Source organism: Haematobacter massiliensis, assembly GCF_000740795.1.
GTDB classification, from domain to species: domain Bacteria; phylum Pseudomonadota; class Alphaproteobacteria; order Rhodobacterales; family Rhodobacteraceae; genus Haematobacter; species Haematobacter massiliensis.
The window spans coordinates 129,202-145,325 of sequence record NZ_JGYG01000003.1; the positions used below are offsets into that span (position 1 = coordinate 129,202).

Consider the following 16,124-nt stretch of genomic DNA (forward strand, 5'->3'; position numbering starts at 1 on the left):
CATGGCCAACAAACCCTTCTTCCGCCGCCGCAAGGTCGATCCGTTCGGGGGCGATAACGCGCCCAAGATCGACTACAAGGACACCCGTCTGCTGCAGCGCTACATCTCCGAACGCGGCAAGATCGTGCCTTCGCGCATCACTGCCGTTTCCGCGAAGAACCAGCGCAAGCTCGCCCAGGCGATCAAGCGGGCGCGCTTCCTTGCGCTCCTCCCCTACGCTGTGAAGTAAGGAGAGAAAGATGCAAGTCATTCTCCTGCAACGCGTTCAGAAACTCGGCCAGATGGGCGAAGTCGTGAACGTCAAGGACGGGTACGCCCGCAACTTCCTGCTGCCGCAGGGCAAGGCGCTCCGCGCCACCGAAGGCAACATCGCGAAGTTCGAAAGCCAGAAGGCGCAGCTCGAGGCCAACAACCTCGAGACGAAGAAAGAAGCCGAGGCGATGGGCGAGAAGCTCAACGGTCAGACCTTCGTGCTGATCCGCTCGGCTTCCGATGCCGGGGCGCTCTACGGCTCCGTCACCACCCGCGACGTGGCGGACGCGGCGACCGCCGATGGCTTCACCCTGAACCGGGCACAGGTTTCGCTGGATCGCCCGATCAAGGATCTCGGCGTCCACCCGGTGACGGTCGTGCTGCACCCGGAAGTTTCCGTCTCCATCGCCGTGAACGTTGCACGTTCCGCCGAAGAAGCGGAACTTCAGGCTTCCGGCAAGTCGATCCAGGAACTTGCTGCTGAAGCAGAAGCCGCGGCCGATTTCGAGATCGCGGAACTGTTCGACGACATCGGCGGGGCGGCCTCCGACGAGGAGTGATCCTTCAGAGCCGACCTGTGGAAAGGCCGCGTTTCCGGACGCGGCCTTTTGCTTTGCTGCTGAGCATGCGCCCGCATCCTTATCGCCAAGGGATCGGCCCTTCTTCCACGCAGACCCGAAGGTGACCGCCCGCTCCGACCCTGAGGTCGTTGAGCATCAACCGTCTGCTCCCCACCTAGATTAAACGCCGTCGTGTAAGCGCCTCCATACTCCTGAAGTGGCCGTGCGACGGACAGTTGCGACAAAGAAAAAGGCCGCGCCTTTCGACGCGGCCTCTCGGTTCATCCGTCGGATGCGAGGATCAGACCTCGTCCAGCGCCTCGATGGCCTTCTGGAGATCGTCTTTCGTGATCTCCTTGTCCGTCACCTTGGCGCCCTCGACGATGTAGTCGACAACCTTGTCCTCGAAGATCGGCGCGCGCAGCTGCTGCTGCATCTGCGGGTTCTTCTGCACGAACTCGAAGAACGCGCGCTCCTGCCCCGGGTACTGACGGGCCTGTGCGAGCACGGCTTGCGTCATCTCCGCGTCGGTGACGTCGATGCTTTCCTTGCGGCCCAGCTCGGCAAGCAGCAGACCGAGACGCACCCGGCGCTCGGCGAGCTTGCGGTGCTCATCGCTCACTTCGATATTGCCGTGGTCGTGGGTGTGCACCTCCGGGTGCTCCTCATGCCAGAGCTGGTGGGCGATCTGGTTCGCCTCGGCTTCCACCAGCGTCGGCGGAAGGTCGAAGGCGACCTTGCCGTCAAGCTGGTCGAGCAGAGCGCGCTTCAGCACCTGGCGTGCGGCGCCGCTGTATTCGGCTTCCAGACGTTCCTTGATCTGCGACTTGAGCTGCGCCAGATCCTCGGCGCCGAATTTCTTCGCCAGTTCGTCGTCGATCTCTGCGGTCTTCGGCGCCTTCACGGCCTTCACCGTGACCGAGAAGACGGCAGCCTTGCCGGCCAGATGCGCAGCGCCGTATTGCTCGGGGAAGGTGACGTCCACGTCCTTCTCCTCGCCGGTCTTCACGCCGACAAGCTGCTCCTCGAAGCCCGGAATGAAGGAGCCAGAGCCCAGCACCAGCGGATAATCCTCCGCAGAACCGCCCTCGAATGCCTCGCCATCCACCTTGCCGACGAAGTCGATCACGACCTGATCGCCGTCCTCGGCAGCACCGTCCTTGTCCTCATAGGACTTGGCGGTCTCTGCAAGGTTCTGCAGCGCTTCATCGACAGAGGCGTCATCGGCCTTCACGACCAGCCGCTCAAGCTCGATCTGCCCACGGTCGAAGCCCGGGATCTCGGGGAGCGCCTCGTAGGTGAAGTTGACGACCACGTCGTCGCCTTCCTTCCAGGTCTCGCCGTCCTGCATCTTCACTTCGGGCTGCAGGGCCGGACGGTCGCCGGACTGCTCGAAATGCTCTTTCATCGCACCGTCGATGGTGTCCTGCATGGCGTCGCCCAGCAGACGCGGGCCGAACTGCTTCTTCAGCATCGCCATCGGCACCTTGCCCTTGCGGAAGCCTTTCAGCTCAACCTCGGGCTGCGCTTCGACGAGCTTTTCCTGCACCTTGGCTTCCAGCTCGGCTGCTGTCACCGTGATCTGGTAACCGCGCTTAAGGCCTTCGTTCAGGGTCTCGGTGACCTGCATATATCCGTCCTTTTCCTCTCTGGTGCGGGTGAAGGGACTTGAACCCCCACGCCTTGCGGCGCCAGAACCTAAATCTGGTGCGTCTACCAGTTTCGCCACACCCGCGTATTCTGCCGAAAGGCGGCCCCCTGGCCACCTGTCGAAATCCGCGCCCTTCTATCAAGCTTCAGAAGGGGTGACGAGAGGAAAAGCAGTTTCACAGCGAGGCTGCGCCGCTCCTCCTTCCGGCGCCCACACCCAGCGCGCGCAGGCAGCCCGGCACCATATCGGGCAGGTCTTCCGCGATAAGTCCGGGACCGAAACGACGCGCTGCCTCGGCATGCAGCCAGACCGCGACCCGCGCGGCGCGAGCGGGAGCGAAACCGCGCGCCAGCAGCCCGGCGATCAGCCCGGCGAGCACGTCCCCCGACCCCGCCGTGGCAAGCCATGGCGCGCCCTCTTCCCCCACCGCAGCGTGGAGCCATACAGCGCCGGAAGGCTCTGCGATCACCGTGACGGCCCCTTTGAGCAGAACCGTCGCCCCGGCCCGCGCGGCCGCTTCGCGCATCAGCTCGACGCGGCTTTCCCCATCGGCCAGCCGCTCGCCAAGGTCGGGGAACAGCCGGGCGAACTCTCCCTCATGCGGCGTCAGGACGGCGGGCGTCGCAAGCGGCATCAGATCCCGCTGCTCCGCCAGAGCGGTCAGCCCATCCGCATCCAGAACCACGGCGGGGGCGGTGAGGACCTGCGCCAGCACGCTCGCCGCCCGCGCGACGCCGAACCCGGGGCCGAGGCCGAGGCAAAAGGCGGTGACACGGCGATCTGCCAGCAAGACAGGAAGCTCCGCCGCCGCCCGGATCATCACCGCGTCAAGACGCGCCGCGTTCTCCGCCACTGCCTCCGGCGGGCAGACCAGCGTCACCAGACCTGCACCCACCCGAAGCGCGCTCCGTGCCGCCAGCCGCGCCGCGCCTCCCGCGCCCGCCGGACCGCAGAGGATGAGGGCATGACCGTGACGGAACTTGTGACCTTCAGTCGCCTTGTCCAGCGTGCCGGCCTCGGGCTGCTCGACCCGCCGGACCGGGGGCAGGTCGCCACGCCACAGATCGTTCTCCGGATGGAGCCCGATATCCGCGACGACAAGCCGTCCGGCGATCTCCGCCCCCGGCAGCAGCAGGTGACCCAGTTTCGGCGCATGAAACGTCACCGTCAGGTCCATCGGCGCAAGCTCCGCCCCCTGTCGGCCGGTATCCGCATCCACGCCAGACGCGATATCCACGGCGACCCGCAGCCAGCCCTTCTCCCGTGAGCGCCGGTCGAGCAGTTCCAGCACCGGCGGACGGTCCCACCCGCCCCGAAACCCGATGCCATAGACTGCATCTACCACCACGCCCGGCAGCTGCTCTGCCAGGCTGTCCGCATCCCAGCGCGAGGTTTCCGAGACCTGCCGCCAGCGCCGGAAGTTTTCCGCCGCCGCGGGGGACATGCGGTCAAGCGCGCCGAAATGCGCCACATCCACCTGCCAGCCCAAACCGTGCAACAGCCGCGCGACGACATAGCCGTCCCCGCCGTTATTGCCCGGACCGCAAGTCACGAGCGCGCGCCGTGGCAGGCCGCCTCGCCGCAGCCCTTCGGCCAGAATGGCAGCAACGACCGCCTGCCCCGCCCGCTCCATCAGCTCCAGCGGGGTCACGACACCGGCGCGGAAAGCGGTATCCTCTATGGCGCGCATTTGGGCAGATGTCAGAACTTCTGTCATAATTCAGGCCAATCTGTTTTCATTTTGCCCGCTTAGCGATCTTATTGCATATTTTATGTGCGATTATTTGCCGATTTTCCGCTATCCTCAGGAAGCAGCCCGGCAGCGCATTGTCCGCCCGCTGCGAAAATGGTCTGACAGCAACGGTATAGTCCGAGGGAGTCGCCACACCATGAAGAAAGTCGAAGCGATCATAAAACCCTTCAAGCTCGATGAGGTGAAGGAAGCGCTTCAGGAAGTCGGTGTTCAGGGGCTCTCCGTGATCGAAGTCAAAGGGTTCGGGCGCCAGAAGGGCCATACCGAACTCTATCGCGGTGCCGAATATGTGGTGGATTTCCTGCCGAAGGTGAAGATCGAGGTGGTTCTGACCGACGACCAGGTCGATGCCGCCGTCGAGGCGATCATCTCCGCTGCACGGACCGACAAGATCGGCGATGGAAAGATTTTCATCTCGCCGGTCGAACAGGCCATCCGCATCCGCACGGGTGAGATCGGCGACGACGCCGTCTGATCCGACCGAAGAATGCGCCGGGAGCACGCGTGGCGTGTCTCCGGCCAAGGACTGCTCAACAGAAGGAAACGACGCCAGATGAGCAACGAGAAGGTTCTCCAGATCCTGAAGGACGAGGATGTCGAATATGTCGATATCCGCTTCACGGACCCGCGGGGCAAGCTCCAGCACGTGACGGTCATGGCGGACCAGGTCGATGAGGACTTCCTGACGGAAGGCTTCATGTTCGACGGCTCCTCCATCGCCGGCTGGAAATCCATCGACCAGTCCGACATGAAGCTGCTGCCGGACACCGAATCGGGCTATATTGATCCGTTCTATGCGGAAAAGACGCTCTGCATTCACTGCAACGTCGTCGAACCCGACACGATGGAACCCTACTCCCGCGATCCGCGCTCCACGGCGCTGAAGGCGGAAGCCTACCTGAAGTCCACGGGCATCGGCGACACGTCCTACTGGGGACCGGAAGCCGAATTCTTCGTCTTCGACGACGTGCGCTATGCCGTGTCGATGAACAAGGTGGCCTTCGAGGTCGACGCCGTCGATGGCGCCTGGAACACCGACACCGCCTATGAAATGGGCAACATGGGTCACCGCCCCGGCATCAAGGGCGGCTACTTCCCGGTCAACCCGATCGACCCGGCGCAGGATCTGCGGTCCGAAATGCTCTCCACCATGAAGCGGATGGGCATGAAGGTGGACAAGCACCACCACGAAGTGGCGTCCAACCAGCACGAACTCGGCCTGATCTTCGGTTCGCTGACCAAGCAGGCGGACGAGCTGCTGAAATACAAATACGTCATCCACAACGTCGCCGCCGCCTATGGCAAATCGGTGACCTTCATGCCGAAGCCCATGCGCGGCGACAACGGCACCGGGATGCACGTGAACATGTCGATCTGGAAGGACGGCAAGCCGCTCTTCGCCGGAGACAAATACGCGGATCTCAGCCAGGAAGCGCTGTGGTTCATCGGCGGCATCCTGAAGCATGCCAAGGCGCTGAACGCGATCACCAACCCGTCCACCAACTCCTACAAGCGCCTGACCCCCGGCTTCGAAGCCCCGGTTCTGCGCGCCTACTCCGCGCGCAACCGGTCGGGCTGCGTGCGTATTCCGTGGTCGGAATCGCCCAAGGCCAAGCGTGTGGAAGCCCGCTTCCCCGATCCCTCGTCGAACCCCTACCTGTGCTTCGCCGCGCTGCTCATGGCCGGCATCGACGGGATCAAGAACAAGATCGATCCGGGCCCGGCTTCCGACAAGGATCTCTACGATCTGCCGCCGGAAGAACTGGCGACCATCCCGACCGTCTGCGGCTCGCTGCGCGAGGCGCTGACCGAGCTGGAAGCGGATCACGAGTTCCTGCTCGCGGGCGACGTGTTCACCAAGGACCAGCTGGAAGGCTACATGGCCCTCAAGTGGGAAGAAGTGTATAACTACGAACACACCCCCCACCCGATCGAATACCAGATGTACTATTCCTGCTGAGGCAGGACGGACAGTGAACCAGAAACCCCCGGAGGCGAGTCCTCCGGGGGTTTTTTAATACGTCTTGGTGGGGAGGGAGCGGGATGGAGGAAGACCGCACGGTGGTGCTGACGGGATGGCTGCTGTGCGCCACGATGGCGGATGCCGATCTCGCCGCAGCGTTGCTGGAGGAGCACACCCGGCTCAGCCGCGCCGAGCCAGGGTGTCTATCCTTTGAGGTCGTGCGCTCCATGTCCGATCCCATGCGCTTTGCCGTGAGGGAAGCCTTCGTCGATCGTGCCGCCTTCATCGCGCATCAGGAGCGGGTGAAGACCTCCGACTGGGGGCGCCAGACGGCCCATATCGAGCGCGACTACCGGATCGAACGCGGGGAATAGCAAAAGTGGCTGCCCTGGCGGCCGGAACCCGCAGGATGGGTCAATGCGACCTCAGGGCGGCGCGGGCCAGGCCGCGTTCTGGAGCACGATGCGATAGCCGTCAGGATCCTCGAATGTCCTGCCGCTTCTGTCCCAATAGGGGTTGAAGGAGGGCACAGGATCGTAGCCCGCGCGCCGCAGTCGCCCGACCGCCGCCTGCCGCCTGCCGCCTGCCGCCTGCCGCCTGCCGCCTGCCGCCTGCCATTCCTCGGGGTCCGGGATATAGAAGACCAGCAGATTGTCCTGTGTCGGCGCACGCCCCGCTGGATGACCAGACTTCCGCGTGAACTCAAGGTGACAGGCTATCCCCGGCTTGCCCAGCATGACACCATCGAAGCCGTCATGCGCCTCGAAGCTGGCGATGACCTCCAATCCCAGACCATCACGGTAAAACGCGACCACAGCCTCCAGATCGTCGCTGGGCCGTGCGATGCGAAGCGCCTGCGCCGCCCTCATCCGAACAGTTCGTGGCTGAACATGCGAAGGTCTCTCATGGATAAAGGCCGGACCCGAAACACGGACCCGGCCCCAGAAACATCATCCAGACGACATCACACCTTGTCGACGGAGAGCGCCACGAAGCGCGGCTCCCCCTCGCGGCGGATGAGCAGGAGGAGCGATTTGCGCCCCGCCTCCTTGGCTTCCGAAATCCGCGTTTCCAGATCCTTCGGCGTGGCGACCTTCTGCTGCCCCGCCTCGGTGATGAGATCGCCGTTGCGCAGACCCTTCTCGAAGGCTTCGCTGCCGTCGTCGATGCCGGTTATCACCAGACCATCGGTGCCGTTCGGCACTTCAAGCTGTTTGCGCATCTCGGGCGTCAGGGCGGTGACGGTCATGCCGAGAAGCGTCTGCTGCTTCTGTGCCTCCGGCGCCGCCGCAGCGGGAACCACCTGCGCTCCCTCCGCTTCCTCGCGACGGCCGAGCGTCAGATCAACCGTCACGGGCTTGCCGTCGCGCATCAGGGCAACGGCGACCTTCTTGCCGACCTCTGTCGCGCCGACCTGACGGACAAGCTCGCGGGTGTCGTTCACTTTCACCCCGTCGAATTCGGTGATCACATCGCCAGACTTGATCCCGGCGACCTCCGCAGGCCCTTCCGGCACATCGGTCACCAGCGCGCCTCCTGCACCCGCCAGACCCATGGATTCGGCGATATCGGGCGTCACGTCCTGAATGCGCACCCCGAGCCAGCCGCGCCGGGTCTCGCCGAACTCCTTGAGCTGATCCACCACACGCGACACGACCGCCGAGGACATGGCGAAACCGATGCCGATGGACCCGCCATTGGGGCTGAGGATCGCGGTGTTCACCCCGATCACCTCGCCATCCATGTCGAAGAGCGGCCCGCCGGAGTTCCCCCGGTTGATCGCCGCATCAGTCTGGATGTAGTCGTCATAGGTGCCCTGCAACGCCCGCCCGCGGGCAGAGACGATGCCGGAGGACACGGAGAAGCCCTGACCCAGCGGGTTGCCGACCGCCATCACCGGCTCCCCCACACGAACCCGGTTGGAATCACCGAACTTCACGAAGGGGAGTTGCTTGGCATCCTCGACCTTCAGCAGCGCGATGTCGGTATTGGGGTCCGTGCCCACTACCTTGGCATCCAGTTTCTCGCCCGCATAGGTTTCGATCTGGATCTGATCCGCACCCTCGATGACGTGGTTGTTGGTGACGATGAACCCGTCAGCGGAGATGATGAATCCCGAGCCGAGCGCCTGGCTTCGCCGCGGAACCGGGCGGGCACCATCGCCGCCGCCCTGGCCCGGGGGCATGAAGTCGCGGAAGAAATCCTCGAACGGCGACCCCGGGGGAACGCCCGGAATCCCGCCCTGCATGGACGTGGCAACCGTGGATGTGGTGGTGATATTGACCACCGCCGGGCTGACCCGCTCCGCAAGGTCGGCAAAGCTCAGGGGCATGCCATTCGGAGCAGTCTGAGCGGAGGCGGCGGGCGCGAGGACCGGCACCAGCGCGGTGCTCAGGCCCAACCCGGCGACCAGCCCGAGGGCCAGCAGAGCGCGCGCCGGGGCACTGCGCAGCGATTGTGATTTGACGACCAAGGACGACACTCCAAGCTCCTTCCTCTTCAGGGGTCCGGCGAGGCAGCACGCTCCCGAACCGTCTCCTCCTATTTGGGATCTGTGCGCTTTCGCCGCAAATCAATGACCGTCGCGGTGTCTCAATTCGGTGTGACACTTCGTAACATGGAGGGTTCCATGGCTGACGGGAGAGAGCAAGCGCTTCCTGAACGCCGGAAACGAGAAGGCCGGTCGCTGGGACCGGCCTTTCTGCATCAATTCGCGGGTCGGGTGCCGCTATCGCTCTTGAAGAACTCGAAGAACTCGCTTCCGGGGCTCATCACCACGGAGGTGTTGTTCTGCTGGAGCGCGTTTTCATAGGCGGTGAGCGACCGGGTGAAGGCGAAGAACTCCGGGTCCCGCCCGAAGGCCTCCGCATAGATGCGGTTCCGCTCCGCATCGGCTTCACCGCGGATGACCTCGCTCTGGCGGCGGGCGTCTGAGACAAGCTCCGTCACTGTCCGGTCTGCCAGGGCCTGAATACGCTGGGCGGCCTCGTTACCGCGCGCGATCTCGTCGGCGGCCTCCCGCTCCCGCTCCGCCCGCATCCGGGCAAAGGTCGCGGCAAGGTTCTGCTCCGGCAGGTCCGTGCGGGTCAGGCGCACGTCGATGACCTCGATCCCCAGTGCCTGCGCCTGCACGCGGGCCTGATCGCGGATACGGTTCATCAGCGGGGTCCGGTCTTCCGAGAGCACCGCACCGGAGGGCACGGAGCCCAGAACCTCGCGGATTTCCGCGTTCAGGATCCGCTCCAGCCGGGCCTGCGCTGCGCGCTCACCCTCGACGCCCACGGCCTCGCGGAAGCGCACCACATCGGAGATCCGCCAGCGGGCAAAGGCATCGACGACCAGGCGACGGTCATCGAGCGGGGTGATTTCCGCCGGTTGCGTGGGAAGGCTCAGGATCCGCCCGTCATAGCGCACGACCTCCTGAATGAAGGGGATCTTGAGATACATCCCCGGATCCTCGCGAACGGCCTTCACCTCCCCGAACTGGAGGACCAGAACTTTCTCCCGCTCGTCCACGATGAAGATGGAGGACAGGCCCAGAACCGCCAGAAGAACAACGACGACAATACCAATCGTGGAGCGTTTCATCAGTTGTTCCCCCCGTTGGTCGTCGTGGTCCCGGCAGCGCCGGCGACGGGCGCCTGCGGCATGGCCCGGTTGCCCAGCGGCAGGAGCGGCAGCACACCCTGCCCGTTCTCTCCGTTCACGCCATCGACGATCACCTTATCGACGCGGCCGAAGACGCGCTCCATGGTTTCGAGATACATCCGGCGACGGGTCACGTCGGGGGCGTTGCGATATTCGTCATAGACGGAGACGAAGCGGCTCGCCTCACCCTGTGCCGCATTGACGGCCTGGGCACGGTAACCTTCGGCCTCCTCCAGCACCCGGGCGCTTTCCCCCCGCGCCCCGGCGAGCACGCGGTTGGCATAGGCATCCGCCTGATTCTGGAGCCGGTCGCGTTCCTGACGCGCCGCCTGCACCTGACGGAAGCTGTCGATCACCTCGGACGGCGGGTCGGCGCGGTCGAAGTTCACGCGGATGATGTTGATGCCGCTGTCATAGGTATCGAGCGTCGATTGCACCGCCTGTTGCAGGTCGGAGGCGATGATGCCCCGGTCCCGGTTCAGGATCGGCGCCATCTGCGAGCGCGCGATGATGTCGCGCATGGCGCTTTCCGAAACGGCACGGATCGTGTCCATCGGATCGGCGAGGTTGAACAGGTATTTCGACGGATCGTTGATGTTCCAGACGACCTGAAACTCCGTATCCACAAGGTTCTCGTCCTGAGTGAGCATCAGCCCGTCGGAGCGGCGGGAATTGGCGTTGGAGCCGATGTCGAGCGTCCGTTCACCGGTGACGGAGAAGATCTCCCGCGTCACGACCGGCCAGGGCGCGAAGTTCAGACCCGGTTCCCCGGTCTTGTAGTAGCGCCCGAACAGCAGCTCGACCGACCGCTCCTCCTGCCGCACCGTATAGAAGGAAAGCGCGAGCCAGCCGATGAACAGCGCGCCGATCGCCAGGAACACGCCCTTGCGCGTGATGCCCAGACCGGGGCCGGACTGACGCGGGCCGCCGGAGCCGGTCCCGCGACCGCCCATCAGCACGCGGAGCTGCTCCTGCCCCTTTTTCATGATCTGGTCGAGTTCGGGGATCTGGGGACCTTCACCGGGACGCCGGTTGCCCCCGCGGGGATCGTCCCCCCGGTTGTCACCGCCGCCGCCTGATCCTCCGCCCCCCCAGGGGCCGCCGGAATGTCCTGCCATTAATCCGGTTTCCTTCCTCTCCGCCTCGATTCCGCACTGGTGCGAGGTGCCAACTGTGGACTATCGCCGCTCATGTCAAGCGCCGGGGGGTGCGTCACCATGACCGGGAGGGTGCCTTCATGGTGACCAGTTCCTCCGCCATCGTCGGGTGAACGGCTACGGTTCTGTCGAAGTCTTCCTTGGTCGCGCCCATCTTCACCGCAATCGCGGCGAGCTGGATCATCTCCCCCGCCTCCGGTGCGACGATGTGACACCCGAGCACACGGCGGCTTTCGTTGTCCACCACCAGTTTCATCAGCACCCGGTCATCCCGGCCCGCAAAGAGCGTCCGCATCGGACGGAATGCGGTGGAGTAGATCTGCACCCCGCCCCGCTCCCGCCCCTCCTGCTCGGTCATGCCGATCCCGGCCATTTCCGGCTGGGTGAAGACGGCGGAGGGAACGAGGTCATGATCCGCCTTCGTGGGATTGCCGTGGAATACGGTTTCCGCGAAAGCCTGCCCCTCGCGGATCGCGACGGGGGTAAGGTTCACCCTGTCGGTCACGTCGCCCACCGCATAGATGGACGGGACGGAGGTCTGCGACCACTCATCCACCGCGATGGCCCCGGATTTCCGCAACCGCACCCCCAGGGCCTCCAGCCCCAGGCCACCGGTCGAGGGCGCCCTGCCCGTGGCATAGAGCACCCGCCCGTAATCCTCCTGGCCGCCATCGGCGAAGACGACCCGCACACCGTCCGCCGCGGGATGCAGCGCCGCCACATCCGTCTCCGTCCGGATGTCGATACCCGCGCCCCGCATCGCGGCGGAGACATGGCCGCGGATCTCCTCATCGAAGGCGCGCAGGATCTGCGGCCCGCGATAGGCCAGCGTCACATCGACGCCCAGACTGTTGAGGATACAGGCGAATTCGCAGGCGATATAGCCGCCGCCCACCACGAGGATGGAGCGCGGCAGTTCCTCCATCAGGAACATGTCGTTGGAGGTGGAGGCAAGCTCCCGCCCCGGAATGTCCGGGATGAAAGGCGCGCCGCCCGTAGCGATGAGGATATGCTTCGCGGTGAAGCTCTCGCCGCTGTCGAGCCGCACGGTATGGGCGTCCTCCAGCACCGCGCGGGCGGCATGGAGGGTGACGCCCGCCCGCTCCAGATTGGCGCGATAGATCGCCTCGAGCCGGTCGAGCTCGTTATGCAGCGCCCTGCGGAAGCGGCCCCAGTCGAAGCTGCCGATGCTGGCATCCCAGCCATAGGCGCGCGCGTCTTCCACCACCGCCGGAAAGGAGGAGGCAAAGACCATGAGCTTCTTGGGCACGCAGCCGCGAATGACACAGGTGCCGCCGACGCGGTATTCCTCCGCGACAGCAACCTTTGCGCCGGACTGTGCAGCCACGCGGGCCGCGCGCACACCGCCGGAACCCGCGCCGATCACGAACAGGTCGAGGTCGAAGGCCATGCGACTGCTCCTAGAGATCCGCGAAGATGTTGTCGCCCTCGCCCAGATCGCTCCGCTCGATGGAAACGGTCCCGGCGTCGAGGTCGCGCAGTTCCACCCGCCCGTCGGCATGGCCGATGACCACCGTATCGCAGATGTCGATGAAAAGCCCGTTCTCCACCACGCCGGGGATCTGGTTCAGCATCAGCGCCAGAGAGCCGGGATTGCCGATCCGCGCGAGCGAGAGATCGAAGATATGGTTGCCCTCGTCCGTGACGAAAGGCCGCTCCCCCGCCATGCGCAGGGTGATGGCGCGGCCCATCACATCCTGCCCGGCAAGAACCTCCTCAATCAGGGTGCGGGTGGCCTGCATGCCGAAGGGGATCACCTCCACCGGCAGGTCGAAGGCACCGAGCATGCCGACCTCCTTGGCCGCATCCGCGATGACGATCATCCGGTCGGAGGCCGTCGCCACGATCTTCTCCCGAAGCAGCGCCCCGCCGCCGCCCTTGACAAGGTTGAGCGCCCCGTCGAACTCATCCGCCCCGTCGATGGTCACGTCCAGCCAGCCCGCCTCGTCCAGCGTGGTGAGCGGGATGCCAAGCTCCGCCGCGAGCTCCGCCGTGCGCGTCGACGTCGGGACAGCCGTGACGCGGAGACCCTCCTCCCGCACCACCTCGCCCAGCCGCCGCACCATGAAAGCCGCGGTGGAGCCCGTGCCCAGGCCAACCTTCATGCCGTCCTCTATGAAGTCGACGGCGCGGCGGGCGGCAACGACCTTGGCCCGGTCGATGGGGGAGAGGGACATGGCAGGCTCCTTGCTTTGCCTGCCGTTATAGCAATTTGTCACCGCCCTGCGAGAGCCAATTGCCGGGATGCTCCCGCGGGGTTGCTGCCCGGGCCACAGTTACCGCAGAAAGGCCAGCAGATCAGCGGTCAGCCGCTCCTTGTGAGAGGCCTGCAGCCCGTGCGGACCGCCCTCGTATTCTACAAGCTGGCTGTTCGCGATGCCGCGCGCCGCGGCGCGGGCGGAGGCGTCGATCGGCACCGTCTTGTCCGCCGTTCCGTGGATGATGAGCGTCGGCATGGTGAAAGCCGTCAGGTCGGGGCGGAAATCAGTGGTTGCGAAAGACTCCGCACAGGCCAGCGTCGCCTTGAGGCTCGCCTGCATCGCCAGATTGCACGACCATTGAACCACCTCGTCGCTGACACCGCCGCTCAGAAGTCCACCGCCCTGCAGCAGTGTCTTGCCGTAGAAGGTCTTGAAGAAGTCGGCGAAGAAATGGGCACGGTCCTCCTTCATGCCCTTCGCCATGTCGTCGAACACCTCCTGCGGCGTGCCATCGGGATTGTCCGTCGTCTTCAGCATGTAAGGGACCACGGAAGCGACCAGCCCCGCCGCCCAGATCCGCGTGGAGCCGTGGCGGGACAGGTAGCGCGCGACTTCTCCCCCACCCATGGAGAAGCCGATGAGCGCCGCATCCTCGGCGCCGGTGGCCGCCAGAACATCCGCCAGATCGTCGGCCAGCGTATCGTAGTCATAGCCCGACCACGGCTGCTCCGATCGGCTGAAGCCGCGCCGGTCATAGGCGATCACCCGATGCCCGGCGGCGGCCAAAGCCATGCCGGTATCATCCCATGTATCCGAAGACAGCGGCCAGCCATGCAGCAGGACGACAGGCCGCCCCTGCCCCCAATCCTTCACATAGAGCCTGGTTCCGTCGCGCGTCTCGATCATCGCCATCTGCATCTCCTGTGCTGTCCGAAGCGAACGGACCCGATCCGCAGTTTGTTCCGGCTCCGACATTTGTTGACAGGTGCAGGGCGCCTCGGGATCGCGAATGCATCGCCAGTGCAGACCCCTCCCGCGGCGGACACTTTCAAACCGGAGGCGATCGGTGCCGGCTAACGGGGGAAGGCCCGCTGCCGGATGCGCATCGGAGCGTCGCGGCGCCTGCCGGCGGCGCTTCGCCGCCTTTACCGGGCGCGCTACAGGGGTTCCTCGGGGCCATATGGACCTGGCAGCCGGGAAACCGCACGCAGGCGAAGCCCCTCTCGGCTACAGACGGCCATTGCTGTCGAGCATCACGGCCGTCGTGCTCCAGCCGGTCCGCGCCCGGCTGATCATCGGCAGCGGCAGCTGCAGCGATATCATGCCGGTCTCCATATTGTCAGGAACGCGGCTGCCGGGGCGGCTCCACCCAGTTGGCGGAGGGAGAGATCGTGACATCTTCCTCCCGCGTGTCGATATAGGTGGCGGGCGTGCCATCCGGATAGAGCGGCACGCCATCGGCCCCGCAGGCCGAAAGCGCCAGAAGTGCCAGAAGCGGCAGAAGCCTCACGCCAGCTTCTCCTTCCAGCGGGCGATCTGGCTGCGCACCTGATCAGGCGCCGTGCCGCCATAGCTCTGGCGACTGCGGACGGAATTGTGAACGCCCAGCACCGCGAACACGTCATCACGGATGCCCGGATGCACTGACTGCATCTCCGCCAGCGTGAGTTCTGGCAGGTCGACGCCCTTCTTCTCCGCCATGGCGACCAGCGTTCCGGTGACATGGTGGGCATCCCGGAACGGCAGGCCCAGTTCCCGCACCAGCCAGTCGGCAAGGTCGGTCGCCGTCGAGAAGCCGGAGGCCGCCGCGGCCTCCAGCACCGGGACATTCGCCGTCAGATCCCGCACCATGCCTTCCATCGCGGCGAGCGACAGGATGAGGTTGTCGGCGGCGTCGAAGACCTGTTCCTTGTCCTCCTGCATGTCCTTGGAATAGGTGAGCGGCAGGCCCTTCATGATGGTGAAGAGCGCGACCGTCGCGCCGAGGATCCGGCCCAGCTTGGCGCGCAGAAGCTCTGCCGCATCCGGGTTGCGCTTCTGCGGCATGATGGAGGAGCCGGTGGAGAACCGGTCCGACAGCCGCGCGAACCGGAACTGGGCGGAGGACCAGATCACCAGCTCCTCGGCAAAGCGCGACAGGTGCATGGCGCAGATGGAGGCGGCGGAGAGGAACTCCAGCGCGAAATCCCGATCCGCCACCGCGTCCAGCGAATTGGCCATCGGCCGGTCGAAGCCCAGCTCCTGCGCGGTCATCTCCCGGTCGATGGGGAAGGATGTGCCCGCCAGCGCGGCGGCACCGAGCGGGCTTTCATTCATGCGGATGCGGGCGTCCTGGAAGCGCCCCATGTCCCGGCCCAGCATCTCCACATAGGCCATCATGTGGTGCCCCCATGTCACGGGTTGCGCGGTCTGGAGATGGGTGAAGCCCGGCATCACCCAGTCCGCCCCCTTCTCCGCCTGGGCGAGGAAGGCGCGGATCAGCAGGTCCAGCCCGGCGATCACCGCATCTGTCTGGTCCCGCACCCAGAGGCGGAAGTCGAGCGCGACCTGATCGTTCCGGCTCCGCGCGGTGTGCAGCCGGCCCGCCGGCTCCCCGATGATCTCCTTGAGCCGCGCCTCCACATTCATGTGGATGTCTTCCAGATCAGTGCGGAACTTGAAGGCGCCGCCCTCGATCTCTGACAAGACCGTGAGAAGCCCTTCCCCGATGGCCTGCGCATCGGTATCGGAGATGATACCCGTCACCGCCAGCATTGCGGCATGGGCACGCGAGCCGCGGATGTCCTGCGCCGCTAGCCGTTGGTCGAACCCGATGGAGGCGTTGATCGCCTCCATGATCGCGTCCGGCCCCGCGGCGAAGCGGCCACCCCACATGGAGTTCGCGCCCGTGTCGGAAGTGCCTTTGTCGGTCATACTGG

General features: G+C 65.3%; 16 protein-coding genes and 1 tRNA gene. 5 read left to right on the top strand and 12 right to left on the bottom strand.

From position 1 onward, the window contains the following. Position 1: 1 nt before the first annotated feature. Positions 2–229 (top strand): 30S ribosomal protein S18, encoded by a 228-nt coding sequence (rpsR, locus tag CN97_RS06335; protein WP_035708741.1) that lies wholly within the window; start codon positions 2–4, stop codon positions 227–229. 10 nt (positions 230–239) lie between these two features. Next, positions 240–812, top strand: coding sequence for a 50S ribosomal protein L9 (rplI, locus tag CN97_RS06340; protein WP_035708744.1), 573 nt, complete (start codon positions 240–242; stop codon positions 810–812). 301 nt (positions 813–1,113) lie between these two features. Here rplI and tig read toward each other — a convergent pair whose 3' ends face one another. From tig to CN97_RS06355, 3 genes are all read right to left on the bottom strand, one after another. Beyond that, a complete protein-coding gene (gene tig / locus CN97_RS06345) occupies positions 1,114–2,442 on the bottom strand; it encodes a trigger factor (protein WP_035708746.1) in 1,329 nt (442 codons plus the stop codon). Between the two features lie 20 nt (positions 2,443–2,462). Further along, positions 2,463–2,547 (bottom strand) — tRNA-Leu (locus CN97_RS06350). Between the two features lie 91 nt (positions 2,548–2,638). Beyond that, positions 2,639–4,180 (bottom strand): bifunctional ADP-dependent NAD(P)H-hydrate dehydratase/NAD(P)H-hydrate epimerase, encoded by a 1,542-nt coding sequence (locus tag CN97_RS06355; RefSeq protein WP_035708748.1) that lies wholly within the window; start codon positions 4,178–4,180, stop codon positions 2,639–2,641. 172 nt (positions 4,181–4,352) lie between these two features. Here CN97_RS06355 and CN97_RS06360 point away from each other — a divergent pair, with 172 nt between their 5' ends. The 3 genes from CN97_RS06360 (at position 4,353) to CN97_RS06370 (ending at position 6,553) form a co-directional block, all read left to right on the top strand. After that, positions 4,353–4,691 (top strand): P-II family nitrogen regulator, encoded by a 339-nt coding sequence (locus tag CN97_RS06360; protein WP_035708751.1) that lies wholly within the window; start codon positions 4,353–4,355, stop codon positions 4,689–4,691. 78 nt (positions 4,692–4,769) lie between these two features. Continuing rightward, positions 4,770–6,176 carry a type I glutamate--ammonia ligase gene (gene glnA / locus CN97_RS06365; RefSeq protein WP_035708754.1) on the top strand — a complete coding sequence of 469 codons (1,407 nt, stop codon included), beginning with the start codon at positions 4,770–4,772 and terminating at the stop codon, positions 6,174–6,176. Positions 6,177–6,259: 83 nt separating this feature from the next. Further along, complete coding sequence (locus tag CN97_RS06370) at positions 6,260–6,553, top strand: putative quinol monooxygenase (RefSeq protein ID WP_035708757.1); 294 nt, start codon at positions 6,260–6,262, stop codon at positions 6,551–6,553. A 51-nt stretch (positions 6,554–6,604) separates the two neighbouring features. On the opposite strand, the gene CN97_RS06375 is transcribed toward CN97_RS06370, so the two are convergent. The 9 genes from CN97_RS06375 to argH all read right to left on the bottom strand — a co-directional run bounded on the left by CN97_RS06375 (position 6,605) and on the right by argH (position 16,119). Then, the gene (locus CN97_RS06375) at positions 6,605–7,048 is read right to left on the bottom strand and encodes a VOC family protein (protein ID WP_035708759.1); all 444 of its coding nucleotides are present in this window, start codon (positions 7,046–7,048) and stop codon (positions 6,605–6,607) included. 95 nt (positions 7,049–7,143) lie between these two features. Continuing rightward, a complete protein-coding gene (locus tag CN97_RS06380; protein ID WP_035708764.1) occupies positions 7,144–8,661 on the bottom strand; it encodes a DegQ family serine endoprotease in 1,518 nt (505 codons plus the stop codon). 224 nt (positions 8,662–8,885) lie between these two features. Then, positions 8,886–9,767 (bottom strand): protease modulator HflC, encoded by an 882-nt coding sequence (hflC, locus tag CN97_RS06385; RefSeq protein ID WP_035708765.1) that lies wholly within the window; start codon positions 9,765–9,767, stop codon positions 8,886–8,888. After that, the gene (gene hflK, locus CN97_RS06390; protein ID WP_035708769.1) at positions 9,767–10,945 is read right to left on the bottom strand and encodes an FtsH protease activity modulator HflK; all 1,179 of its coding nucleotides are present in this window, start codon (positions 10,943–10,945) and stop codon (positions 9,767–9,769) included. The genes hflC and hflK overlap by 1 nt, the downstream gene beginning before the upstream one ends. Before the next feature lie 94 nt (positions 10,946–11,039). After that, on the bottom strand, positions 11,040–12,395 hold the full coding sequence (gor, locus tag CN97_RS06395) for a glutathione-disulfide reductase (protein ID WP_035708771.1): 1,356 nt from the start codon (positions 12,393–12,395) through the stop codon (positions 11,040–11,042). A gap of 10 nt (positions 12,396–12,405) precedes the next feature. After that, complete coding sequence (gene rpiA / locus CN97_RS06400) at positions 12,406–13,182, bottom strand: ribose-5-phosphate isomerase RpiA (RefSeq protein WP_035708774.1); 777 nt, start codon at positions 13,180–13,182, stop codon at positions 12,406–12,408. Positions 13,183–13,281: 99 nt separating this feature from the next. Further along, on the bottom strand, positions 13,282–14,118 hold the full coding sequence (locus tag CN97_RS06405) for an alpha/beta fold hydrolase (RefSeq protein WP_035708777.1): 837 nt from the start codon (positions 14,116–14,118) through the stop codon (positions 13,282–13,284). A gap of 427 nt (positions 14,119–14,545) precedes the next feature. Further along, positions 14,546–14,716 (bottom strand): hypothetical protein, encoded by a 171-nt coding sequence (locus CN97_RS20570; RefSeq protein ID WP_156969577.1) that lies wholly within the window; start codon positions 14,714–14,716, stop codon positions 14,546–14,548. Next, positions 14,713–16,119 (bottom strand): argininosuccinate lyase, encoded by a 1,407-nt coding sequence (gene argH / locus CN97_RS06410; protein ID WP_035709488.1) that lies wholly within the window; start codon positions 16,117–16,119, stop codon positions 14,713–14,715. The genes CN97_RS20570 and argH overlap by 4 nt, the downstream gene beginning before the upstream one ends. Positions 16,120–16,124 lie beyond the last annotated feature (5 nt).